We start from the raw sequence: 22,065 nt of genomic DNA, 5'->3' as shown, positions 1-22,065 counted from the left end.
CAAGCTGATATATGCGCGAGGCCGCCGCGAACCGATCGCGACGGCCTCGTTCCCCGGGTACGGGAGAGGGGTGCTACTCCTGCGGGGCCGGTGTCGTCGGGGCGCTCACCGTGATGTCCTGCTCGGGCACCAGGTGTCCGGCGCGGATCAGGTCGATCCGGCCCATGACCTTGGCGCGCAGGTCGGTGGGGACGTCGTCACTGCCGCAGCAGCGCTTGACGAGCTTCTTCACCGCCTGCTCCAGGCCGTACTTCTCCAGGCACGGGGAGCACTCCTCGAAGTGCACCTCGAACTTGGTGCAGTCACTGTCGGGCATCTCATGGTCGAGGAACTCGTAAAGATGATCCAGGACCTCTGAGCAATCCGTCTCGTGCGGCTCTCCGCAGCTCATGAGCCCGAGCCTTTCAGATCGTTCGACGACTCTCCGGCGCCCGCGGGAACCAGCCCGCGGTCGCGAGCGTAGTCCTCGAGCATGCCGCGCAGCTGGCGGCGGCCCCGGTGCAGTCGGGACATCACCGTACCGATGGGTGTCCCCATGATGTCCGCGATCTCCTTGTACGCAAAGCCCTCGACATCGGCGAGATAGACGGCGATGCGGAACTCCTCGGGAATCGCCTGGAGCGCTTCCTTCACGTCCGAGTCGGGAAGGTGGTCGAGCGCCTGCGACTCGGCGGAGCGCAGACCGGTCGACATGTGCGACTCGGCGCGGGCGAGCTGCCAGTCCTCGATCTCCTCGGCGGCGCTGCGCTGGGGCTCACGCTGCTTCTTGCGGTACGAGTTGATGAAGGTGTTCGTGAGGATGCGGTACAGCCACGCCTTGAGGTTGGTGCCCTCACGGAACTGGTGGAAGGATCCGTACGCCTTGGCGTAGGTCTCCTGCACCAGGTCCTCCGCGTCCGCGGGGTTGCGCGTCATGCGCAGCGCGGCCGAGTACATCTGGTCGAGGTAGCCGAGGGCGTCCCGCTCGAAGCGCGCGTTGCGCTCCGCGGTCGTCTCCTCGGGGCCGTCGTCGGTCCCTGTGTCGGTCCCAGTGACCGGACCCACCTCCTCCAGCGCGGCGGCGAGCCCGAGGGCGGACCCGCTCGTTTCGGAGGATAGACGAGGAACCGCTCCGCCCGCCGCCCGAATAGGGGTGGCCTTGGGCGCGGGCAGCACTGTCCAGTCGAGGTCAGCGGCCTGCGCACGCTCCGGGCAGATGGTCGAACCCATGCGACGGACTCCCTCTTCCTTGCTCTCACACCGACGCTCTCCACAACAGTGGTCCCCCGCTCAACATTCCCGGTACGGAGGCCCGGTGCGGGGCGCGGGTCAGCGGAGCGCGGAGATCCACTCGACGACCCCGTCCACCAGGAGGGCGAGGGCCTCGTCCTGGCCGAGCGGGGCGCGCTTGGGGACGGCGAAGCCGTGGTCGCCGTGCGGGATCTCCAGGAGTTCGTACGGGCCTTCCGGGTACTCCCCCGGCCGGCCGAAGGGGTCGTTGCCGCCCTGCACGACGAGGGTGGGCAGGCCGGTGGAGAGCAGCTCCTCGGCGCGGGACTTCTCGGGCCTGCCCGGCGGGTGGAGCGGGAAGCTCAGGGCGAGGACGGCGAGCGCGCCCAGCTCCCGTCCGGTCCGGCAGGCGACCCGGGCGCCGGCGCTGCGGCCGCCCGCGATCACCGGGAGGCCGGGCTTCGCGAGGGCCGGCCAGAGACCGCGCCAGCCGGTGTCGAGGGTCTTGGGCGCGGGCGCGACCTTCTTGCCGGCGACCCGCCAGGGCTGCTCGACGAGGGCGACGGTCACGCCGTGCGCGGGCAGCGCCCCGGCGAGGGCCTGGAGGTCGCGGGCCTCGACGCCGCCGCCGGCGCCGTGCCCGAGGGCGAGGACGGCCCACGGCTTCGTCCCCGCGCGCCACGTGATGCGTGCCTCACCGGCGTCGGTGGAAACGGTCTCGTACTGTGTCACGTCCCCATCCTGCCGTCCGGTGCGGCTCGCGCGTCAGAAGAGGGTGCCGACTTCCGGTCCCGACAGCTCCTCCAGCAGTTCGGGGCCGTTGTTGCGGACGTTGCTGACGGCGGTCGCGACCGGGTAGGCCCGCATCAGGCCCCCGGGCGGCGGGGCGAGGAGTCCGCGCAGCTCCTCGGGGTCGGTGCGCGCCGGATCCAGCCAGGCGTCCCAGCGGTCCTCCGTCAGCATGAGCGGCATCCGGGGGTGGATGTCGGCGAGCGTACGCGGGCCCTCGGCGGGGGCGACGCCCAGCGGGCCGGTCTCGGCCTCGGTGGTGACGACCGAGCAGGTCACCCACCAGGCGGAGGGGTGCTCGGAGGGCAGGGTGCGGTCCCGCCAGAACTCGTAGAGCCCGGCCATCGCGAAGACGGAGCCGTCCGCCGGGGTCACGAAGTACGGCTGCTTCCGGGGCCGCTTCTTCTTGCCCTCGACCTCCAGGTCGCGCTCGGCGGCGCCGGTCACCCACTCGTAGTAGCCGTCGGCGGGCAGGATGCACCGGCGCGACTGGAAGGCGCGCTTGAAGGAGGGCTTCTCGTCCACGGTCTCCGCGCGCGCGTTGATCATCCGGGCGGCGCCCTCGGGCGACTTCGCCCAGGACGGCACGAGGCCCCATTTCAGCGCGCGCAGCTGGCGAACCGGGCGCGGGGATCCGGCGTCTTTCACAGGACGCTCCAGAACGGCCCAGACCTCTTTGGTGGGCGCCACGTTCCAGTCGGGGGCCAGGGTCTCCTCCGGCTCCCACTTCTCGACCCCGAAGAGACCGACGAGGTCCTCGGGTCGCCGACTCGATGCATACCGTCCGCACATACGTGCCACACTGCCACGATCCCCGACCCTCCGAGGAGCGGCCCGAAAGATGGACTTCGCGATCGACCTCCTCAGCCCGCAGGCCGCCCCGGCCGAGTGGCTGGTGATCGCCACCGGCGTCGCCGCCCTCGCCGTCACCGTGCCGCGCCGCGTCTGGCTCCTGGCCCGCAACGCGATCACCATCGCCCACGAGGGCGGCCACGGGCTCGTCGCCCTCGCCACCGGCCGCCGCCTGGAGGCGATCCGGCTGCACTCGGACACCAGCGGACTCACCGTGACCCGGGGCCGGCCGACCGGCACGGGTGTGGTCCTCACCCTCGCCGCCGGCTACCCGGCGGCCCCGCTGCTCGGTCTCGGCGGCGCCGCCCTGCTCGGCACGGGCCACGTCACCCTGCTGCTGTGGATCGCGACCGCCCTGCTGCTCGCGATGCTGGTGATGGTCCGCAACGCGTACGGGGTCCTCACCGTCCTCCTGACGGGCGCCGCGTTCCTCCTCGTCTCCTGGCTGACCGGCCCCGACGTCCAGTCGGTCTTCGCCTACGCGGTGGTCTGGTTCCTGCTCCTCGGCGGTGTCCGCCCGGCCTTCGAGCTCCAGGCGAAGCGCCGCCACGGCGGCGCCCCCGACTCGGACGCCGACCAGCTCTCACGGCTCACCCACGTGCCCGCCGGGGTGTGGCTCTTCTTCTTCCACGCGGTCGCGATCACCGCCCTGATCGGCGGCGGTCGCTGGCTCCTGGGCATCTGACTCCCCCGTACAGTGAGTCCATGACCGCAGCAGCTTCCGCGCACACCGACCCGCCCACCGACCTCTGGCCCGCCCCGTACGCCCGCGGTGCCGTCGACGCGACCGTCACCGTGCCCGGATCGAAGTCGGTCACCAACCGCGCCCTGGTCCTCGCCGCGCTCGCCGCCGAGCCCGGCTGGCTGCGGCGGCCGCTGCGCTCCCGCGACACCCTCCTGATGGCCGAGGCGCTCCGTACCCTCGGCGTGAAGATCGAGGAGGGCGTCGGCCCCGAGGGCTCCGGCGAGGCCTGGCGGATCATCCCGTCCCCGCTGCGCGGCCCCGCGACCGTCGACGTCGGCAACGCGGGCACGGTCATGCGCTTCCTGCCTCCGGTCGCGGCGCTCGCCGACGGCCCGGTGCGCTTCGACGGCGACCCCCGCTCCCACGAGCGCCCGCTGCACGGCGTGATCGACGCGCTGCGCGCGCTCGGCGCCCGGATCGACGACGACGGCCGGGGCGCGCTGCCCCTGACCGTGCACGGCGGCGGCGGTCTGGACGGCGGCACGGTCGAGATCGACGCCTCCTCGTCCTCCCAGTTCGTCAGCGCCCTGCTGCTCTCCGCGCCCCGCTTCAACCAGGGCGTCGAGGTGCGGCACGTGGGCAGCCGGCTCCCCTCGCTCCCCCACATCCGGATGACGGTCGACATGCTGCGCGCGGTCGGCGCCCAGGTCGACGAGCCGGAGCACGGCGGCGCCCCGAACGTGTGGCGCGTGGCGCCCTCCGCGCTGCGCGGTCGGGACCTCGTCGTCGAGCCCGACCTGTCGAACACCCAGCCGTTCCTGGCGGCGGCCCTGGTGACGGGCGGCCGGGTGACGGTCCCGGACTGGCCGGAGCGGACCACCCAGCCGGGCGACGAGCTGCGGCGGATCTTCACCGAGATGGGTGGCTCCTGCGAACTCACCGACGCGGGCCTGACCTTCACCGGCACGGGCCGGATCCACGGCATCGACGTGGACCTGGGCGAGGTCGGCGAACTGACCCCCGGCATCGCGGCGGTCGCGGCCCTCGCCGACTCCCCCTCGACCCTGCGCGGGGTCGCCCACCTCCGTCTGCACGAGACGGACCGGCTCGCGGCGCTCACCAAGGAGATCAACGAGCTGGGCGGCGACGTGACCGAGACCGAGGACGGCCTCCACATCCGCCCGCGCCCGCTGCACGGCGGGGTCTTCCACACGTACCACGACCACCGCATGGCGACGGCGGGCGCGATCATCGGCCTCGCGGTCGAGGGCGTGGAGATCGAGGACGTGGCGACGACGGCGAAGACCTTGCCGGACTTCCCGACGATGTGGACCGAAATGCTCGGGGTCTGAACCATGCGGCGCTACGGCAAGCACACCGACGAGGACGACATCCGCCAGCGGCCCAACCGCAAGGGCACCCGTCCCCGCACCACCATCCGTCCGAAGCACGAGGACGCCGTCGAGGGCATGGTCCTCACCGTCGACCGCGGCCGGCTGACCGTCCTGGTCGACGACCGGGCGGTGACCGCGATGAAGGCGCGCGAGCTGGGCCGCAAGGCCGCCGTCGTCGGCGACCGGGTCTCCCTCGTCGGCGACCTCTCCGGCGAGAAGGACACCCTGGCCCGGATCGTGCGGATCGGCGAGCGCAGCTCGGTGCTCCGGCGCACGGCCGACGACGACGACCCGTACGAGCGGGTGGTCGTCGCCAACGCCGACCAGCTCGCGATCGTCACCGCGCTCGCCGACCCCGAGCCGCGGCCCCGGCTGATCGACCGCTGTCTGGTGGCGGCGTACGACGGCGGGCTGTCCCCGCTGCTCGTCCTGACCAAGTCGGACCTGGCCCCCGCGGACGCGCTCCTGGAGATGTACGGCGCGCTCGGCGTGCCCCATGTGGTGACCACCCGCGACGAGTTCGTCGACGGGGTCGCCGCCGAGCGGGTCCACGAGCACCTCAAGGGGCGGACCACCGCGTTCGTCGGCCACTCCGGCGTCGGCAAGACGACCCTGGTGAACGCCCTGGTGCCGGCCGACCGGCGGCGCACCACGGGTGTCGTCAACGCGGTCACCGGCCGCGGCCGGCACACCACCACCTCGGCGCTCGCGCTGCCGCTCGACGACAAGGAGGGCGGCTGGGTCATCGACACCCCGGGCGTCCGCTCCTTCGGTCTGCACCACGTCGACCCGTCCCGGGTGATCCTCGCCTTCCCCGATCTCGTGCCGGGCACGGAGAACTGCCCGCGCGCGTGCAGTCATGACGAGCCGGACTGCGCGCTCGACGCGTATGTGGCGGAGGGGCACGCCGATCCGGCGCGGCTGTTCTCGCTGCGGCGGCTGCTCGCGACCCGGGAGCGACGCGAGGGCGACTGAGCCGCCTGCGTTTGCACCCACTCACTGCCGGTAAGTGCATAATCGCACCAAGTGAGACGAAGCAGTCACCGACGGCGTGGGAGGCACTGACGATGGCGTGGCTGCTGGTGGTGATCGCGGGGATCCTGGAGACGGGGTTCGCGGTCTGCCTGAAGCTCTCGCACGGATTCACCCGACTGTGGCCGACGATCGCCTTCGCGGCCTTCGCCCTGGGCAGCTTCGGTCTCCTCACGCTCGCGCTGCGGAAGCTCGACGTGGGTCCTGCGTACGCGGTGTGGACGGGGATCGGCGCGGCCGGGACGGCGATCTACGGGATGGTCTTCCTCGGTGATGTGGTCTCCACGCTCAAGATCGTCTCGATCAGCCTGGTGATCGCGGGGGTCATCGGGCTCCAGCTCTCCGGCTCGGCGCACTGAGGGGTCACCGGCAGGGCCGGTGCGACGACATGGCTGAGGGCGATCCGTACGGCCACCTCGCAGCCGGCCGCCCAGCGCTCCCCCGCGCAGGCCGCGGTCTCCGCCACGAGCTCGCCGGGAGCGGGCGGCCCGGCGTCGGCGCGCCGCTGGGCGGGGACGGGGGCGAGCCGGGCTCCGGGCCGGACCGGCCGGGGCTGGGGCAGGCGCTCGTTCCAGGCGCCGGTGAGCAGGGCCCGCAGTATCGGGCGGACGGCGGCGCGGGCGACGATCCACTCGGCGACGGCCACGAGGTTCCGTTCGGGCGGGGCGGGGGCGGCGAGCAGTCGCCGTACGCCCTGGAGGTAGGCGTCGGCCTCCCTGCGGACGAGGGCGCGGGCCAGCCCCTCCTTGCTGCCGAACTCGTTGTAGAGCGTCTGCCGGGAGACCCGGGCGGCGGCGGCGAGCTCGGCCATCCGCACGGCGGACCAGGGGCGGTGCGCGAGCGCGGCGAGCGCGGCGTCGAGCAGGGCCTCTCGGGCGTTCGCCATCCTCACCTCCGGGAGGGAACGGTTCTCCGCTCAGCGTCGACAGGCGCCCCCACCCTGTCAAGGGGCTCCGGTGGACGGTTCTCCGCGCGTCCGCACCTCGGGGATAGAGTGCCGACCATGGCCGACTACCACGATGATCTGCGTCTCGCCCACGTCCTCGCGGATGCCGCCGACGCGGCCACCATGGACCGATTCCAGGCGCTCGACCTCCAGGTCGAGACGAAGCCGGACATGACTCCGGTGAGCGAGGCCGACAAGGCGGCGGAGGAGCTGATCCGCGGGCAGCTCCAGCGCGCCAGGCCGCGCGACGCGATCCTCGGCGAGGAGTACGGCGTGGAGGGCTCGGGTCCGCGCCGCTGGGTGATCGACCCGATCGACGGCACGAAGAACTACGTGCGCGGGGTGCCGGTCTGGGCGACCCTGATCGCGCTCATGGAGGCCGGGGAGACCGGGTTCCAGCCGGTGGTGGGCGTGGTGTCCGCCCCGGCGCTCGGCCGGCGCTGGTGGGCGGCGAAGGGCCTCGGCGCGTACACCGGCCGCAGCCTGGCCTCGGCGACCCGGCTGGGCGTCTCGAAGGTCGCGTCCCTGTCGGACGCCTCCTTCGCGTACTCCTCGCTGAGCGGCTGGGAGGAGCAGGGCCGCCTCGACGGCTTCCTCGACCTCACGCGCGCGTGCTGGCGGACCCGGGCGTACGGCGACTTCTGGCCGTACATGATGGTCGCCGAGGGTTCCGTGGACATCTGCGCCGAGCCCGAGCTGTCGCTGTGGGACATGGCGGCGGTCGCGGTCGTGGTCCAGGAGGCCGGTGGCACGTACACGGGCCTGGACGGGCGGCACGGCCCGCACAGCGGGAACGCGGCGGCGTCGAACGGCCTGCTCCACGGCGAGCTGCTGAGCTACCTGAACCAGGAGGGCTGAGCGCCTCCGACGCTCCCCGGGGACGCTTCGCGCGCCCCCTTGTCGACCCGTCCCCCCGGTGCCACCCTGAGAGTCCCCCCACTTGTGAACTTGTGAATTCCTTCTTCTTGAAGGCTTCACCAAGGAGGTGGCTCCGCCCATGCTCGTCCGTGACGCCATGAGCACCGTGGTCCTCACCATCGGCCCCGCCCACACTCTCCGCCAGGCGGCCAGGCTGATGTCGGCGCGCCGCGTCGGCGCGGCCGTCGTGCTCGACACCGAAGCCGGCGGGCTCGGCATCCTCACCGAGCGCGACATCCTCAACTCCCTCGCCCGGGACCAGGATCCCGACCGGGAGACCGCCGGCGCCCACACCACGCGCGACGTCGTGTTCGCCGCGCCCGCCTGGACCCTGGCGGAGGCGGCCGAGGCCATGACGCACGGCGGCTTCCGCCACCTCGTCGTCCTCGACGACCGGGGCCCCGTCGGCATCGTCTCCGTACGCGACATCATCCGCTGCTGGATCCCGGTGCACAGCGTCGCCGGATAGCCGCCCCCGGAACGCGAGAGCGGGCCGGACTCCGCGTACGGAGTCCGGCCCGCCCCCTACCTACGGCAAGCGCCCTCAGCCGCGCAGGGCCTGGACCGCGGCCTCCAGCCGCTTGCCGAAGTCACCGTCCGCCTGGCGGAAGTTGGCGATCGCCCGCTCGGCGATGTCGTCGCGGGAGACCTTGGCGATGAACCCGGCCAGGTTCCCGACGAGACGGCCCTTCTCGTCCTCGGACATCAGGCGGTAGAGGTCGCCCGCCTGTACGAAGTCGTTGTCCTCGGCGTGCGAGGGGGCGGCGTGGTCGCCGGTCGCGCCGGTGACGGCGGAGCCGACCCAGAGCGGCCGGTCGGTCTGGTGCGGGCCGCCGAAGCTGTTCGGCTCGTAGTTCTTCGCGCCCTTGTGGCGGCCGTCGTAGAGGAAGCCGTCACGGGAGTGGGTGCGCGCCTCGGTGGCGTGCGGGCGGTTCACCGGAAGGTGGTCGGCGTTGATGCCGACGCGGTAGCGGTGGGCGTCGCCGTAGGCGAAGAGACGGCCCTGGAGCATCTTGTCCGGAGAGGGGCCGATGCCCGGCACGAAGTGCGCGGGACTGAAGATCGACTGCTCGACCTCGGCGAAGATGTTCTCCGGGTTGCGGTTGAGCTCCAGCTTTCCGATCTCGATCGGCGGGTAGTCCTCGTGCGGCCACACCTTGGTGAGGTCGAACGGGTTGAAGCGGTAGTCCGCCGCGTCGGCCGCGGGCATGATCTGGACCTGTACGGTCCAGCTGGGGAAGTCGCCGCGCTCGATGGCCTCGCGCAGGTCGCGCTGGTGCGAGTCCGGGTCCTCGCCGGCGAGGCGGTTGGCCTCGTCCTGGGTGAGGTTCTTGATGCCCTGGTCGGTCTTGAAGTGGTACTTGACCCAGAAGACCTCGCCGGCCTCGTTGTTCCACTGGAACGTGTGCGAGCCGTAGCCGTTCATGTGGCGGTACGAGGCGGGGATGCCGCGGTCACCGAAGAGCCAGGTGACCTGGTGGGTCGACTCCGGGGAGAGGCCCCAGAAGTCCCAGACGTTGTCCGCCTCCTGCGAGCCGCTGTACGGGTCGCGCTTCTGGGTGTGGATGAAGTCGGGGAACTTGATGGCGTCCTTGATGAAGAACACCGGGGTGTTGTTGCCGACGAGGTCGTAGTTGCCCTCCTCGGTGTAGAACTTCAGCGCCCAGCCACGGGGGTCGCGCACCGCGTCCGCCGCGCCGAGGTTGCCCGCGACGGTGGAGAAGCGCAGGAAGGTCTCGGTCTCCTTGCCGACCTCGGAGAGGAACTTGGCGCGCGTCCACCGGGACACGTCGCGGGTCAGCGTGAAGGTGCCGTAGGCGCCCGCACCGCGCGCGTGGACCACGCGCTCCGGGATGCGCTCACGGTTGAAGTGGGCGAGCTTCTCCAGGAGGAGCTGGTCCTGGACGAGGACCGGACCGCCGACGCCCGCGGTCTCGCTGTTCTGGTTGTCGGCGACCGGAGCCCCGGCCTCCGTGGTGAGCGGTCCCTGCGTCACGTGCGCCTCCTGCGTGAGTTCCTGCGAGTCCTGTCCTCGGCCACGACCCTTGGACAGAGCCTTGGCCAATGCCGGTCTCGATCCTACAATGGACAATGTCCAAGTCAAGTGAAGTTCCAAAGTCACACCAGTTCGGGACCCCGCTCCCCCGGCTGTTAGGCTGGCCCCCATGAGTGACCTGTTGGAACGACTGCGCGGACGCGGCTGGCGAATGACCGCGCAGCGGCGCGTCGTGGCCGAGGTCCTCGACGGGGACCACGTACACCTGACCGCCGACGAGGTCCACGCGCGCGCCGTGACGCGGCTGCCGGAGATCTCGCGCGCGACCGTGTACAACACGCTGGGCGAGATGGTCACCCTCGGCGAGGTCATGGAGGTCGCGACCGACGGCCGCGCCAAGCGGTACGACCCCAACGCCCACCGGCCCCACCAGCACCTGGTCTGCGGCCGCTGCGGCGCGATCCGCGACGTGCACCCGGCCGGCGACCCGCTGGCGGACCTCCCGGACACCGAGCGCTTCGGCTTCACCATCTCGAACGTCGAGGTCACCTACCGGGGCATCTGCCCGAGCTGCGCGACGACGGCCTGACGACCCTCCGAGGAAGCCCCCGCTCCGGCGGGGGCTTCCTCGCGTCGTGCAGACGGGCACACGACGAAGGCCCGGATCCACAAGGATCCGGGCCTTCGTTTGCTACTGAGTAGCGGGGACAGGATTTGAACCTGCGACCTCTGGGTTATGAGCCCAGCGAGCTACCGAGCTGCTCCACCCCGCGTCGGTAAACACGACTCTACGGGACCCCTGTCACCAGCGCAAATCCGTTGAGACGCCGCCTCCCTACGCCGTGAGCTCCTGGTGCAGCGCCTCGCTCAGCCGGGCCGCCCGCTCGGCGACCTCCGCCGGGCCCAGCTCCACCGCACGGTCGCACCAGCGACGCCCCTCGGTGAGCTCGCCCCGGCGCGCCGCGAGCAGCGCGAGGCGGAGCGCGGCGCGCCCGTGGCCGGCCCGTGCCGCCCGGGTCCACCAGAGGGCGGCCTCCCGCTCGCTGCCCTCACGGGCGAGGAGCAGCCCGAGGTTGAAGGCGCCGTTGCGGCTGCCCGCCTCGGCGGCCTCGCGGTACCAGCGATCGGCCTCGGCCAGGTCGCCGCGCCCGGCGGCGAGCATCCCGACCCGCACCTGGGCGCGCCGGTGGCCCTGCTGGGCGGCCCGCTCGTACCACGCCTCGCACTCGGACTTCTCCTCGCGGGGCGCGCCGAGCACGGCGGGGCCGGGCTCGGGGCGACGCGCGTCGAGTACCGAGGCGAGCCGGAAGGCGGCCTCGGCGCTGCCGCCGCCGGCCGCACATCGCAGGTGCCGCTCGGCGGTCTGCTCGTCGCCGTCCCGCAGTGCGGCGATGCCGACCTGGAGGGCGGCCTCGGTGTGTCCGGCCGCGGCGGCCCGCTCGTACCAGACGAGGGCCGTGCGGTCGTCGTCGCGGCCCGCGTGGAGGATGCCCAGGTTGAAGGCGGCGTCGACGCTGCCGGCCTCGGCGGCCTTGGAGAACCAGGGCTCGGCGCCGTTGGCGTCGCCGGCCTGGAGGAGCAGGACGGCGAGCGCGTTGGCGGCCTCGCGGTGGCCCGCGTAGGCGGCGCGCCGGTACCACTGCTCGGCCTGCGGGATGCGGTCCTGGGCGGCGCAGAGCAGCCCGAGGTTGTAGGCGCCGTTCACGTCGCCGGCGTCCATGGCGGCCCGGTACCAGCGCTCGGCGGTCTGCTGCTCGCCCCGGGCGGCGTGCAGGGCGCCCAGCGCGTTGGCGGCGTTGCCGTCGCCGTCCTGGGCGGCCCTCAGCCACCACACGGCGGCGCTCTCCTCGTCGCCCGCGTCGCGGAGCAGGAAGCCGAGCGCGCAGGCGGCCTTCGCCTCGCCCTCCTTGGCGGAGCTGAGGTACCAGCGGCCGGCCTCCTTGAGGTCGCCGCGGTGCTCCAGGATCGCGCCCAGGTGGAGCGCGGCCCGCCGGTGTCCGCGCGCGGCGGCCTGCCGGAACCACTGCTCGGCCTCGGCGGCCTCGCTCGTGGTCTCGCCGGCCGGCTGCCCGGGAACGGCGCCGCCGCCGGTCGCGGCCGTGCCGGAGGGCACGATCGCGCCGGTGCCGGGGACCCGGAGCCGGGTGCCGGTCTCGTGCGGTCCGCGGGTGGTCTCGGTGGCGCGGCGCTCCAGGGCGAGGGCGAGGCGGTAGGCGGCCTCGCGGTGGCCCTGCTCGGCGGCGGCGCGCAGCCAGCGCTCCGCGCCGACGTCGCTGCGGTGCTCCAGGAGGTCGGCGAGGGCGTACGCGCCGAGGGCGTGGCCCTGCTCGGCGGCCTGCCGCAGCCAGTACTCGGCGGCCGGCTCGTCGCCGCGCTCGCGGTGGTGGCGGCCGAGGGCGTGGGCGGCGGGGGCGGAGCCGGCGACGGCGGCGACCCGCCACCAGCCGGCGGCCTCTTCGGCGTACCCGCGCTGGTGGAGCAGGACGCCCAGGTTGTTGGCGGCGGCCCGGTCCCCCTCGGCGGTGGCGCCGCGCAGGTACGGCTCGGCGCCGTCGAGGTCGCCGCGGCGCAGCAGCAGCGCACCGAGGGCGCTCATCGAGGCGAGGTCACCGCGCTCGGCCGCCCGTCGGTGCCGGGCCTCGGTCTCGGTCTCGTTCTCGGCGTCGGCATCGGTCTCGGCGGTGGTGTCGACGGCCGCATCGACGGCCCCCACGGCCTCGATGATCTCGTCTGCGGCGTTTCTGGCGTGCCGCTGCACAAACCGCCCTGTCTCCAACAGAGTTGCCCTGTCCCCCATAAATACCATCGTCGCACCACCCGCAACCCGAGCACACCTGGTATACCGCAGCCAGTGAGGTCACTCAGCGTTTTGTCGACATGCCCACAGAGAGACAAGTCAAACACGACTCACGCCAACTCGCCCCTTCCCTACCGCTCTTCGGCACCCCCGGGCACGCCGACACACGACAAAGGCCCGGATCCTTATGGATCCGGGCCCTTGCCCTCTGAGTAGCGGGGACAGGATTTGAACCTGCGACCTCTGGGTTATGAGCCCAGCGAGCTACCGAGCTGCTCCACCCCGCGTCGGTGAAACCACAGTATCACGACGCGGGGACGGAAAACCTCAGGTCAGCCGCCTGACCCCGGCGTCTTGAGCTTCGCCTCGGCCGCCGCGGCCCGCTGGAGCGCCGCCTGGAGGTCGTCCTGCGCCTTGCCGTACGCGGCCCAGTCGCCCTTCGCGAGAGCGGCCTCGCCCGCGTCGTACGCCTTCTGGGCGTCGGCGATGGCCTGCTTCAGGGCCACGTCGTTCGACGCCGGCGGCTGGGTCGTGCCGGGTGGCTGCGTGGTGCCCGGCGGGGTCGTCGGCGTGGTGGGCGCCTCCACCCCGAAGACCGCGTTGAGCGCCTTGGTGAGGCTGTCCTCGAACACCGTGGTGTCCTTGGTCGTGTCACCGTCCGGCTGGTCCGCGTCCACGTACGACACCGCGACCTTCTTCAGGAGCGGGTAGAGCGCGTTGCGTCCCTGGGCGTACACCGGCTCCACGTACAGGAACCCGCCGTCGAGCGGCACGGTCAGCAGGTTGCCGTACTGGATGTCGGAGTCGGCTCCCTTCATGTCCCGGACGAAGGTGGCCACGGACGGCAGACCGTTGAGCTTGCTCTGCACCTGGGCCGGGCCCGGCACGTCCTCGGTGACCCGCAGCAGTCTCAGCCGGCCGTACTCCTTGCTGGTGGCGTCGGCGTCGACCGCCATGAAGCCGCCCAGGTTGGGCCGCCCGTTCGGCGTGAACGTCGTCGTCAGCGAGAAGCGCTGCGCCGTGTCCCCGGGCATCTTCATGCTCAGGTAGTACGGCGGGACCGCGTTGCCGTCCTTGTTGGTCGGGTCGTCCGGCACCTGCCAGGCGTCCGAGCCGCTGTAGAACTGCGCGGGGTCGGTGACGTGGTAGCGGGTCAGCAGCTCGCGCTGGACCTTGAACATGTCCTGCGGGTAGCGCAGGTGCGCGAGCAGGTCGCCCTTGATCTCGGACTTCGGCTTCACCGTGTCCGGGAAGGCCTTCATCCAGGTCTTGAGGACCGGGTCCTCGGTGTCCCACTCGTAGAGCTTCACCGTGCCGTCGTAGGCGTCGACGGTGGCCTTGACCGAGTTGCGGATGTAGTTGACCTGGTTCTGCTGGGCGACGACCGTGCGCTGCTGGTTGCCGACGGTCAGCGAGTCGGCCGTGGTGTCGCCGAGCGTGGTGCGCGAGGCGTACGGGTAGCCGTTGGTCGTCGTGTAGGCGTCGATGATCCACTGGATCCGGCCGTCGACGACCGCCGGGTAGGCGTCACCGTCGATGGTCAGCCACGGCGCGACGGCCTCGACGCGCTCCTTGGGCGTGCGGTTGTAGAGGATCCGCGAGCCCTCGCCGATGGCTCCCGAGTAGAGGATCTGCGGCTCGCTGAAGGCCACCGCGTACGCGGCGCGGTTGAAGGTGTTGGAGAGGCTGACGCCGCTCTTCTCCTTGTAGCTGGTGGTCTTCTCGCCGTTCTCCTCGTAGTCCAGCTCCTTCTGCGGGCCGCCCACGATCGAGTACTGGTCGGTCTTCTCTCCGTAGTAGATCCGCTGCTGGTACGTCTTCAGCGAGCCGGTCGTCGGCAGTCCGGACTCGGTGAAGACCGGGGAGCCGTTGGCGTCCGTGTGCGTGCCCGAGGCCAGGATCGCGCCGAAGCCGTGGGTGTAGGTGAAGTGGTCGTTGATCCAGTTCCGCTTCGGGATGCCCCGGATGTTGAGCTCGCGCAGACCGACGACGGTGTCCTTGCCGCTGTAGCGGTCCACGTCCAGGGTCGTCGGGAACTGGTAGTACTTCCGCTTCTGCTCCAGCTGCTGGAACGTCGGCGACACGATGTTCGGGTCGAGGAGGCGGTAGCTGGCCGCCGTGTCGGCGTCCGACCGCAGCTTGTCCTTGGCCTTGACCGTCGACTTGCCCGAGTAGTTCTCGGGCTTCGTCCCGTCGATCGCGTACGCCTTGCGGGTCGCGTCGATGTTCTTCTGGATGTACGGGGCTTCCTTGGCCTGCTCGTTCGGCTGGACCTGGAACTTCTGCACGATGGCCGGGTACAGGCCGCCGATCAGGATCGCGGAGAGGACCATCAGGCCGAAGCCGATCACCGGCAGCTGCCAGGTGCGGCGCCAGAGCGTCGCGAAGAACAGCAGCGCGCAGATGACGGCGATGCAGAACAGGATCGTCTTCGCCGGCAGGAAGGCGTTGGCGTCGACGTACCGCAGGCCCGTCCAGTTGCCCGTGGCCTTGAAGTCACTGGACTTCACCGCCAGGCCGTACCGGTCGAGCCAGTACGCGACGGCCTTGAGCGCGACGAAGAGGCCGAGCAGCACCGAGAGGTGGCCGGTGGCCGCGGCGGTGGCACGCGCGCCCGGGCTGGTGATCCGCAGCCCGCCGTACAGGTAGTGCGTGAGCGCGGCGGCGATCAGCGACAGGACGGCGGCGGCGAAGCCGAACGCGAGGAGGAAGCGGTACCAGGGCAGGTCGAAGGCGTAGAACGACACATCGAGCCCGAACTGCGGGTCCTTCTGGCCGAACTTCACACCGTTGACCCACATGAGCCAGGTGCGCCACTGGCCGGACGCGGAGGCGCCGGCGATCAGGGCCACCAGGACGGTGACCGCCAGCAGCACCCACTTCTTGAACGGGGCCAGACCCATCCGGTACCGGTCGAGGCTCTGCTGCTCCAGCGACATCGCGCTGAGCGGCGGCCGCAGCCGGTACGCCAGCCAGATGTTGAAGCCGACGGCGAGCCCCATCAGCAGGCCGAAGACCGCGAAGAGACCGATCTTGGTCCACAGGGTGGTGGTGAACACGGACGAGTACTCGACCGAGCGGTACCAGAGCCAGTCCGTCCAGAACCCGGCGAACATCACGAACGCCATGGCCAGGACGGCCAGCACCCCGAGTGTCATGAGCAGGGTGCGGGCCCGCCGGGACGGCCGGCCGACTCTCATCCTTGGCCCGGACGGGCCTTGGCCGCGGTCCGGCATCTGGAAAGCCAACGTGCGCCCCTCGATGTTGATGCGTCTGAAAGCAGGCCCCGCGATCGTAGAGCCCACTGGTGCAACTTACTGAGGCTTTACCTAGTTCCCGTCTTCCGGGGAAGAGGAGGCAGGATGTTGGTCATGTCCAACCTTTCCCCCTCCGGCCCGGCGATGGCCGCGAGCCCCCTCACCCGTGCGGTGCTCGAGATCGACGAGTACGCCTCGGGCCTCGGCTGGGACCAGCCCGCCCGCCTGTTCGCCCTGGTCGACACCGCACGGCTGCGCGCCCAGGAACCCAAGCTCGCCTCCCAGCTCGGCCTGGGCGACGACGCGACCGCCTACACCCCGATCGAGCAGGACAAGCTCCCGCGCGGCAAGCCGCTCGACGAGTTCCTCGGCACGATCGCCTGGCCCGCCTCCGTGGCCGGCTGTGCCATGACGGTGGAGCGGCTCATGCTGCCCCCGTCGGCCGAGGCCCAGGTGCCGCAGGGCCTGAGCGAGAAGCAGCTCGCCAAATGGGTCGCCGGGCACCCGGACCGCCAGGAGGTCCGGATGACCGTCGCGGTCCTGCGGGACGGCGCGCGCGAGGCGGCGATCCGGCTGCGCGAGAAGGACTCCGCGACCGAGGTGCTGACCGGCCCCGACCTGGTGCCGGGGCTCGCCGAGGCGCTGGCGGCGACCTTCGAGAGCTGAGACCTGACGGAACGGAGAAGGGGCTCCCGGCCGGGAGCCCCTTCTCCGTGGGTACGCGCGCGTGTCAGCTCTTCGAGCAGCTCGGCAGCGACTTCGTGTCGCCCTTGCGGAGCTTCTCCAGCGACTTCGTGGCGTCGTCGATGGTGTCGACCTTGATCAGGGTGAGGCCGTCGGGCGTGTCGGCGGCGGCCGACTCGCAGTTGTCGGCAGGGGTGAGGAAGTACTCGGCGCCCGCCTTGCGCGCACCGACCAGCTTCATCTCGATGCCGCCGATCGGGCCGACCTCGCCCTTGTCGTCGATCGTGCCGGTGCCGGCGACGAACCGGCCGCCGGTGAGGCTCTCCGGGGTGAGCTTGTCGACGATGCCGAGGGCGAACATCAGACCGGCGCTGGGGCCGCCGACGTCGGCCAGGTTGATGTCGATCGTGAACGGGAAGACGTGGTCGGTGCCGGCCTGGATGCCGACGACCGCCCGGTCGCCCTCCTCCGACGTGGTGGTCTTGATGACCACCTTCCGGGTGACGGTGGGCTCCTTGCGGGCCTTCTCGGCGGCGGCCGCCTCCTTGGCCGGGACGATCGTGAACACGACGTCCTGGCCGGGCTTCCGCTTCGTCACCTGCTTGGCGACGTCACCCTGCTCCTTGACCGGCACGCCGTCGACGGCCTTGATGACGTCCCCGGCGTGCAGCTTGCCCTCGGCCGGCGCGTCCTTGATGACGGTGGCGACGACGACCCGGGCGACCACGGGGATGTCCAGCTCCGCGAGGGCCGCCACCTTGGCGCTCTCCTGGGACTGGCTGAACTCCTCGGCGTTCTCCTGGCTCGACTGCTCCTCGGTCTTGCCGTCCGGGTAGAGCGTGTCGTGCGGCACGACCACGTTGTCGTGGGCGAGCCATCCGTAGACGGCCTCGACGGCGTTCATCTTGTAGTCCGCGCTGGTGACGCGGACCGTCGTCATGTTGAGGTGCCCGTCGGTCGGGTAGGTCTTGCGTCCGGAGATCTGGAGGACCGGTTCTCCCCTGGCCTCGCCGAGGGTGTTGACCGTGGGGCCCGGACTCATCTCCGCGTACGGCACCGGGATCAGAACGCCTGCGATGAGCAGACAGATCAGGACCAGGGTGGAGGCGAGCATCGTCGCGGTGCGGCGTGGCATGGAACGACAGTACGGGACTCGCCTGTGGGTGCACCCCTGGGGCGGTCCGTACGAGGAGGCCCCGGTCAGCCGGCGGGTGTGGTGGTGACGGCGGAGGCCGTCGCGGCCGGTTCCCGCTCCGGAAGAACGGAATCGGCGGTCGTGGTGTGGGATCGCTCCATCGCGTCCCGGAAACGTGCGTAGCCGGCGAGTTCGGCCACGTCACCTATGGTCCTGTTCCTCGAAGCCCAGCTTCCCCATATCGCCGCGCCGACGACTGCGAAAAGCGGAATCAGCAACCAGGCCAGCGCTGCCATCCCGACCTCCCATCCCCAGTGAGTTGATCAACAGACTTTCATCTGTGAGGTCAACGCTCGCGCGTGGGGGCCGGTTACGCAAATCGGGCGTTCGACTACGCCGCGTCGGCGCGTCGCCTTGCCGCCCCTAGCAGGCCCCCACCCCTCCCCCAGCCTTCGGCCGGTGGGACCCCTCACACCAGGGGCGAAGGCTCAACAGGAGCCGACCCACTCTTCTGTGCCGTCCGAGAAGGTCTGGTGCTTCCAGATCGGGACCTCGTGCTTGAGGTCGTCGATCAGCTTCCGGCAGGCCTCGAAGGCCTCGCCGCGGTGGGGGCAGGAGACGGCGACGACGACCGCGATGTCGCCGACGCGCAGGTCACCGACGCGGTGGACGGCGGCCAGGGCGCGGACCGGGTAGTCGGCGACGACCTTCTCGGCGACCCGGCGCAGCTCCGCCTCGGCGCTCGGGTGGCAGGAGTAGCCCAGCGCGTCGACGTCCGCGCCGCCGTCGTGGTTGCGCACGGTGCCGACGAAGAGGGTGGTGCCGCCGGAGGCGTCGTCCCCGACCGCCCGGAAGACCTCGTCGACCGAGAGCGGGGTCTCACGGATCGCGAGGAGCTTGATCGGGTCGGCCGCGGCCTGCTCGCCGGGGTGGTCGTGCGTGTGTGCCATGGCCCCATCGTGCCGTACGCGCGCGACATCCCGGAATAGCGGTTTCGACCGGCGGTCGGACCCCGCCGTAGGAGGGTCCTACAGACCGCCGGCCGGCCAGGTCCTCCGGCTGGGTGCTCCGGGCCGGCGCCCGGCCCCCGGTCAGATCCCGCGCCGCTTCCGCATCTGTCGGACCAGGGCCGCCGTGCCGAGCAGCGCCACCGTCGCACCGGCCGCGCCGGCCGCCGTCGCGTCCTTGCGGCCCAGGCGGCGCCCGGCGACCGTGTGGCGGCCCTCGACCTCCTCCAGGAGCGCGGCGAGGACCTCCTCGTTCGTCCATTTCGGGCGCCAGCCGGCGTCGTGCAGCCGTCCGACGCTCACCACCCAGGGGTGCATGGTGTAGGCGAGGTCGCCCGCCGGGGACGGGGTGAGCCCGATCCGGTGGAGGCGGGCCGCCGTGCCGAGGGCGACCGCGGAGGGCAGCTCCATGCGCCGGATCCCGGAGAGCTCCTCGACCTCCTCCTGTTCGAGCCAGCCCTCGCAGCCGACCGCGAACTCCCCCTCGACCTTCTCCAGGGCCGCGTACTCCAGGGCGCTCACCAGGTCCTCGACGTGGCAGAACTGCCAGGTGGGCCGGGACCCGGCGACGACGAGCAGCCGGGGCGACTCGAAGTAGCGGGTCAGCGCCGTGTCCGTACCGCCCACGAGGACGGCGGGGCGGACGACGGTGACGTGCAGGCCGGGGTGGGCGCGGGGGGCGCGGCGGCCGAGGCGCTCGATCTCCAGCATGTCGCCGACGCCGGTGGCCTCCGCCGTCGCCCTGAGCTCGGCGTCCTCGGAGAGCGGGATGTCGTTGTCGGGCAGGGCGCCGTAGACCATCGCGGAGGTGCAGAGCACCACCCGGTGGACCCCGGCCGCGGCGGCGGCGGTCAGCACGGTCTGCGTGCCGCGCACGTTGTAGGCCGTTCGGGCGGCGGGGTCGGTCTCGAGGTCGAGGTCGACGGCGAGGTGCACGACGACGTCCGCGCCGCGCAGCTTCTCGGCGATGGCCGGGTCGCGCACGTCGAGGATGTGCCACTGTGCCTCGGCGACGTCGCCCCGGCGCTCGTCGATGGCGACGACCCGCTTGATCTCGTCGGAGGCGGCGAGGCGCCTGGTCAGCAGGTCACCGACGCCGGAAGCGGCGCCGGTGACCGCGACGACGGGGCCGCGCGCGGCGGACCGGGTTGAGTGGTTTCGCGCTCCGCGAACCTGTGGATCTGGGGAACTCACCGGGCGTCTCCAGCGGTTGTCTTCAGTACGGACGCGCATGACGCGTACGGACCAGGTGGCGTCCATCCTGCCGCAGGGCACGGCCCGGCGGAGCACCGAGCCCATTTCCGGCACGGATGTCTACGCTGGTGGTGTGCGGGTCTGTCTGACAGGCCTGGTCGGGCAGTCGCCGTCGGCAGGAGGCCGGCGGCCCTACGAGCCGAGGAAACCTGTGAGTGACACCCCATTCGGATTCGGCCTTCCGCCGGAGGAGCCGGAGAACGGCGACGAGGGCAAGAAGAAGGACCCCGCCGGAGGTGGCCAGGGGTCCGGCGGCAACCCGTTCGGTGCGAACCCGTTCGGCTTCGGCGGGCTGCCCGGCATGGGCGGTCCCGGTGGCGCGGACAATCCGTTCGCCGCGATGTTCGGCTCCCTGAACCCCAACGATCTGGGTGCCGCCTTCCAGCAGCTCGGGCAGATGCTCAGCTACGAGGGCGGTCCCGTGAACTGGGACATGGCGAAGCAGATCGCGCGCCAGGTGGTGGCCCAGGGCACCGCCGACGGCACCAAGGACGCGAGCGTGGGCCCGGCCGAGAAGTCCGCGGTCGAGGAGGCCGTGCGCCTCGCCGACCTGTGGCTGGACGAGGTCACCTCGCTGCCCTCGGGCGCGGGCACGGCCGTGGCGTGGAGCCGCGCGGAGTGGGTCGAGGCGACGCTGCCGGCGTGGCAGCAGCTCGTGGACCCGGTCGCCGAGCGGGTCGGCTCGGCGATGGGCGACGTCCTGCCGGAGGAGATGCAGGCCATGGCGGGCCCGCTGATCGGCATGATGCGCTCCATGGGCGGCGCCATGTTCGGCCAGCAGATCGGGCAGGCCGTGGGCGCGCTCGCCGGTGAGGTCGTCGGCTCGACGGACGTCGGTCTGCCGCTGGGCCCGGCCGGGCGTGCCGCACTGCTGCCGCTGAACATCGAGGCCTTCGGCAAGGACCTGGGCGTGCCCTCGGACGAGGTGCGGCTCTACCTGGCCCTGCGCGAGGCCGCGCACCAGCGTCTCTTCGCGCACGTGCCGTGGCTGCGGGCGCACCTCTTCGGCGCGGTCGAGGGATACGCACGCGGGATCAAGGTCGACACCTCGAAGCTGGAGGAGGCCGTCGGGCAGCTCGACCCGACGCACCCGGAGCAGCTTCAGGAGGCACTCCAGCAGGGCATGTTCCAGCCGGAGGACACCCCGGAGCAGAAGGCGGCCCTGGCCCGTCTGGAGACGGCCCTCGCGCTGGTCGAGGGCTGGGTGGACGCGGTGGTCCACGAGGCGGCCAAGTCGCGCCTGACCTCGGCGGACGCGCTGCGCGAGACGCTGCGCCGGCGCCGGGCCTCGGGCGGTCCCGCCGAGCAGACCTTCGCGACGCTGATCGGTCTGGAGCTGCGTCCGCGGCGGCTGCGGGACGCGGCGCGCCTGTGGGCCTCGCTCACCGACGCGCGCGGGGTCGACGGCCGGGACGGGCTGTGGGAGCACCCGGACATGCTGCCGACGGCGACCGACCTGGACGACCCGGACGGCTTCGTGCACCGCGAGCACCTCGACTTCTCCGAGCTGGACAAGATGCTCGGCGAGGCCGCCAAGGGCGAGAACCCCGAGGACGGGGACGCCGAGAAGTGAGCCTGTACGACGACGCGGTCCTCGTCCTGAAGGGGTACGAGGACCAGCGGGAACTGCGTGACGTCTATCTGGACCATCTCGCGGCCCATCCCGACGGGATGTACAAGCCGTGCACGGCCGGGCATCTGACGTCCAGCGCGCTGGTGATCGACCCGTCCCGCGGCCGGGTGCTGCTGACCCTGCACAAGAAGCTGGGCATGTGGCTGCAGATGGGTGGTCACTGCGAGGACGGCGATCCGACGGTGGAGGCCGCGGCGCTGCGGGAGGCGACGGAGGAGTCCGGTATCGCGGGCCTCAGGCTGCTCGCGGGCGGTCCGGTGCGGCTCGACCGGCATCCGATCCCGGCGCCGTGCCACTGGCATCTGGACGTGCAGTACGCGGCGCTCGCCCCGGCGGACGCGGTGGCGGAGATCAGCGAGGAGTCGCTGGACCTGCGCTGGTTCGCGTACGACGAGGTGGCGGGTGTGGCGGACACCTCGGTGGTCCGGCTGCTGGAGGGCACGCTGGCGCGGCTGGCCCAGGCATGACCGAGGGGGC

The 22,065-nt window shown here is 71.8% G+C and carries 22 protein-coding genes and 2 tRNA genes; 10 read left to right on the top strand and 14 right to left on the bottom strand.

Translation table 11 applies throughout. The features are described 5' to 3' along the window. Positions 1–73: 73 nt before the first annotated feature. The 4 genes from rsrA to ACN9M0_RS24440 form a co-directional block, all read right to left on the bottom strand. Positions 74–391 carry a mycothiol system anti-sigma-R factor gene (rsrA, locus tag ACN9M0_RS24455; RefSeq protein WP_366040973.1) on the bottom strand — a complete coding sequence of 106 codons (318 nt, stop codon included), beginning with the start codon at positions 389–391 and terminating at the stop codon, positions 74–76. Continuing rightward, positions 388–1,044 carry a sigma-70 family RNA polymerase sigma factor gene (locus tag ACN9M0_RS24450; protein WP_352186978.1) on the bottom strand — a complete coding sequence of 219 codons (657 nt, stop codon included), beginning with the start codon at positions 1,042–1,044 and terminating at the stop codon, positions 388–390. Before ACN9M0_RS24450 ends, rsrA begins: the two co-directional genes overlap by 4 nt. A 264-nt stretch (positions 1,045–1,308) precedes the next feature. Further along, positions 1,309–1,941 carry an alpha/beta hydrolase family protein gene (locus ACN9M0_RS24445; RefSeq protein WP_366040974.1) on the bottom strand — a complete coding sequence of 211 codons (633 nt, stop codon included), beginning with the start codon at positions 1,939–1,941 and terminating at the stop codon, positions 1,309–1,311. A 33-nt stretch (positions 1,942–1,974) separates the two neighbouring features. Next, positions 1,975–2,790 (bottom strand): SOS response-associated peptidase, encoded by an 816-nt coding sequence (locus ACN9M0_RS24440; protein ID WP_366040975.1) that lies wholly within the window; start codon positions 2,788–2,790, stop codon positions 1,975–1,977. A gap of 49 nt (positions 2,791–2,839) precedes the next feature. Between ACN9M0_RS24440 and ACN9M0_RS24435 the strand changes: the two genes are divergently transcribed. The 4 genes from ACN9M0_RS24435 to ACN9M0_RS24420 all read left to right on the top strand — a co-directional run bounded on the left by ACN9M0_RS24435 (position 2,840) and on the right by ACN9M0_RS24420 (position 6,320). Next, complete coding sequence (locus ACN9M0_RS24435; RefSeq protein ID WP_366040976.1) at positions 2,840–3,535, top strand: M50 family metallopeptidase; 696 nt, start codon at positions 2,840–2,842, stop codon at positions 3,533–3,535. A 20-nt stretch (positions 3,536–3,555) separates the two neighbouring features. After that, positions 3,556–4,887, top strand: coding sequence for a 3-phosphoshikimate 1-carboxyvinyltransferase (gene aroA / locus ACN9M0_RS24430; protein ID WP_426404194.1), 1,332 nt, complete (start codon positions 3,556–3,558; stop codon positions 4,885–4,887). 3 nt (positions 4,888–4,890) lie between these two features. Further along, positions 4,891–5,904 carry a ribosome small subunit-dependent GTPase A gene (gene rsgA, locus ACN9M0_RS24425; RefSeq protein WP_366040978.1) on the top strand — a complete coding sequence of 338 codons (1,014 nt, stop codon included), beginning with the start codon at positions 4,891–4,893 and terminating at the stop codon, positions 5,902–5,904. A gap of 92 nt (positions 5,905–5,996) precedes the next feature. Continuing rightward, the gene (locus ACN9M0_RS24420) at positions 5,997–6,320 is read left to right on the top strand and encodes a DMT family transporter (RefSeq protein ID WP_017236286.1); all 324 of its coding nucleotides are present in this window, start codon (positions 5,997–5,999) and stop codon (positions 6,318–6,320) included. On the opposite strand, the gene ACN9M0_RS24415 is transcribed toward ACN9M0_RS24420, so the two are convergent. Continuing rightward, positions 6,212–6,847 (bottom strand): TetR/AcrR family transcriptional regulator, encoded by a 636-nt coding sequence (locus ACN9M0_RS24415; protein WP_366040979.1) that lies wholly within the window; start codon positions 6,845–6,847, stop codon positions 6,212–6,214. The genes ACN9M0_RS24420 and ACN9M0_RS24415 overlap by 109 nt on opposite strands. 117 nt (positions 6,848–6,964) lie before the next feature. Here ACN9M0_RS24415 and hisN point away from each other — a divergent pair, with 117 nt between their 5' ends. Further along, positions 6,965–7,765 (top strand): histidinol-phosphatase, encoded by an 801-nt coding sequence (gene hisN, locus ACN9M0_RS24410; protein WP_366040980.1) that lies wholly within the window; start codon positions 6,965–6,967, stop codon positions 7,763–7,765. A gap of 139 nt (positions 7,766–7,904) precedes the next feature. Continuing rightward, a complete protein-coding gene (locus ACN9M0_RS24405; RefSeq protein ID WP_366040981.1) occupies positions 7,905–8,294 on the top strand; it encodes a CBS domain-containing protein in 390 nt (129 codons plus the stop codon). 75 nt (positions 8,295–8,369) lie between these two features. Here ACN9M0_RS24405 and ACN9M0_RS24400 read toward each other — a convergent pair whose 3' ends face one another. After that, positions 8,370–9,821, bottom strand: coding sequence for a catalase (locus ACN9M0_RS24400; RefSeq protein WP_366040982.1), 1,452 nt, complete (start codon positions 9,819–9,821; stop codon positions 8,370–8,372). Positions 9,822–9,990: 169 nt separating this feature from the next. Here ACN9M0_RS24400 and ACN9M0_RS24395 point away from each other — a divergent pair, with 169 nt between their 5' ends. Then, a complete protein-coding gene (locus ACN9M0_RS24395) occupies positions 9,991–10,410 on the top strand; it encodes a Fur family transcriptional regulator (protein ID WP_366040983.1) in 420 nt (139 codons plus the stop codon). A gap of 110 nt (positions 10,411–10,520) precedes the next feature. Here the strand turns inward: ACN9M0_RS24395 and ACN9M0_RS24390 are convergent. The 4 genes from ACN9M0_RS24390 to ACN9M0_RS24375 all read right to left on the bottom strand — a co-directional run bounded on the left by ACN9M0_RS24390 (position 10,521) and on the right by ACN9M0_RS24375 (position 15,854). Further along, a tRNA-Met gene (locus tag ACN9M0_RS24390) sits at positions 10,521–10,594 on the bottom strand. Positions 10,595–10,656: 62 nt separating this feature from the next. Continuing rightward, positions 10,657–12,627 carry a tetratricopeptide repeat protein gene (locus tag ACN9M0_RS24385; protein ID WP_399696119.1) on the bottom strand — a complete coding sequence of 657 codons (1,971 nt, stop codon included), beginning with the start codon at positions 12,625–12,627 and terminating at the stop codon, positions 10,657–10,659. A 204-nt stretch (positions 12,628–12,831) separates the two neighbouring features. Continuing rightward, positions 12,832–12,905, bottom strand: a tRNA-Met gene (locus tag ACN9M0_RS24380). 45 nt (positions 12,906–12,950) lie between these two features. Beyond that, entirely contained in the window at positions 12,951–15,854 is a 2,904-nt protein-coding gene (locus tag ACN9M0_RS24375) for a UPF0182 family protein (protein WP_366040998.1), read from the bottom strand. A 135-nt stretch (positions 15,855–15,989) separates the two neighbouring features. Between ACN9M0_RS24375 and ACN9M0_RS24370 the strand changes: the two genes are divergently transcribed. Then, on the top strand, positions 15,990–16,541 hold the full coding sequence (locus ACN9M0_RS24370) for a PPA1309 family protein (protein WP_366040985.1): 552 nt from the start codon (positions 15,990–15,992) through the stop codon (positions 16,539–16,541). Between the two features lie 64 nt (positions 16,542–16,605). On the opposite strand, the gene ACN9M0_RS24365 is transcribed toward ACN9M0_RS24370, so the two are convergent. From ACN9M0_RS24365 to ACN9M0_RS24350, 4 genes are all read right to left on the bottom strand, one after another. Beyond that, positions 16,606–17,694, bottom strand: a complete 1,089-nt coding sequence (locus ACN9M0_RS24365) for a YlbL family protein (protein WP_366040986.1) — start codon at positions 17,692–17,694, stop codon at positions 16,606–16,608. A gap of 65 nt (positions 17,695–17,759) precedes the next feature. Next, positions 17,760–17,894: a hypothetical protein gene (locus ACN9M0_RS24360; RefSeq protein WP_399696142.1), complete on the bottom strand. Its 135-nt coding sequence runs from the start codon at positions 17,892–17,894 to the stop codon at positions 17,760–17,762. Positions 17,895–18,182: 288 nt separating this feature from the next. Then, a complete protein-coding gene (locus tag ACN9M0_RS24355) occupies positions 18,183–18,644 on the bottom strand; it encodes a molybdenum cofactor biosynthesis protein MoaE (protein WP_366040988.1) in 462 nt (153 codons plus the stop codon). A 141-nt stretch (positions 18,645–18,785) separates the two neighbouring features. Beyond that, positions 18,786–19,895 (bottom strand): SDR family oxidoreductase, encoded by a 1,110-nt coding sequence (locus ACN9M0_RS24350; protein ID WP_366040989.1) that lies wholly within the window; start codon positions 19,893–19,895, stop codon positions 18,786–18,788. A gap of 211 nt (positions 19,896–20,106) precedes the next feature. Here ACN9M0_RS24350 and ACN9M0_RS24345 point away from each other — a divergent pair, with 211 nt between their 5' ends. Next, positions 20,107–21,528: a zinc-dependent metalloprotease gene (locus tag ACN9M0_RS24345; RefSeq protein WP_366040990.1), complete on the top strand. Its 1,422-nt coding sequence runs from the start codon at positions 20,107–20,109 to the stop codon at positions 21,526–21,528. Continuing rightward, complete coding sequence (locus ACN9M0_RS24340; RefSeq protein ID WP_366040991.1) at positions 21,525–22,055, top strand: NUDIX hydrolase; 531 nt, start codon at positions 21,525–21,527, stop codon at positions 22,053–22,055. The genes ACN9M0_RS24345 and ACN9M0_RS24340 overlap by 4 nt, the downstream gene beginning before the upstream one ends. Positions 22,056–22,065 lie beyond the last annotated feature (10 nt).

Source organism: Streptomyces sp. R-07 (assembly GCF_049913175.1).
Classification (GTDB): Bacteria; Actinomycetota; Actinomycetes; order Streptomycetales; family Streptomycetaceae; genus Streptomyces.
The sequence above is the reverse complement of the archived record's forward strand: the minus strand, read 5'-3'. Positions and strand labels throughout refer to the sequence as shown.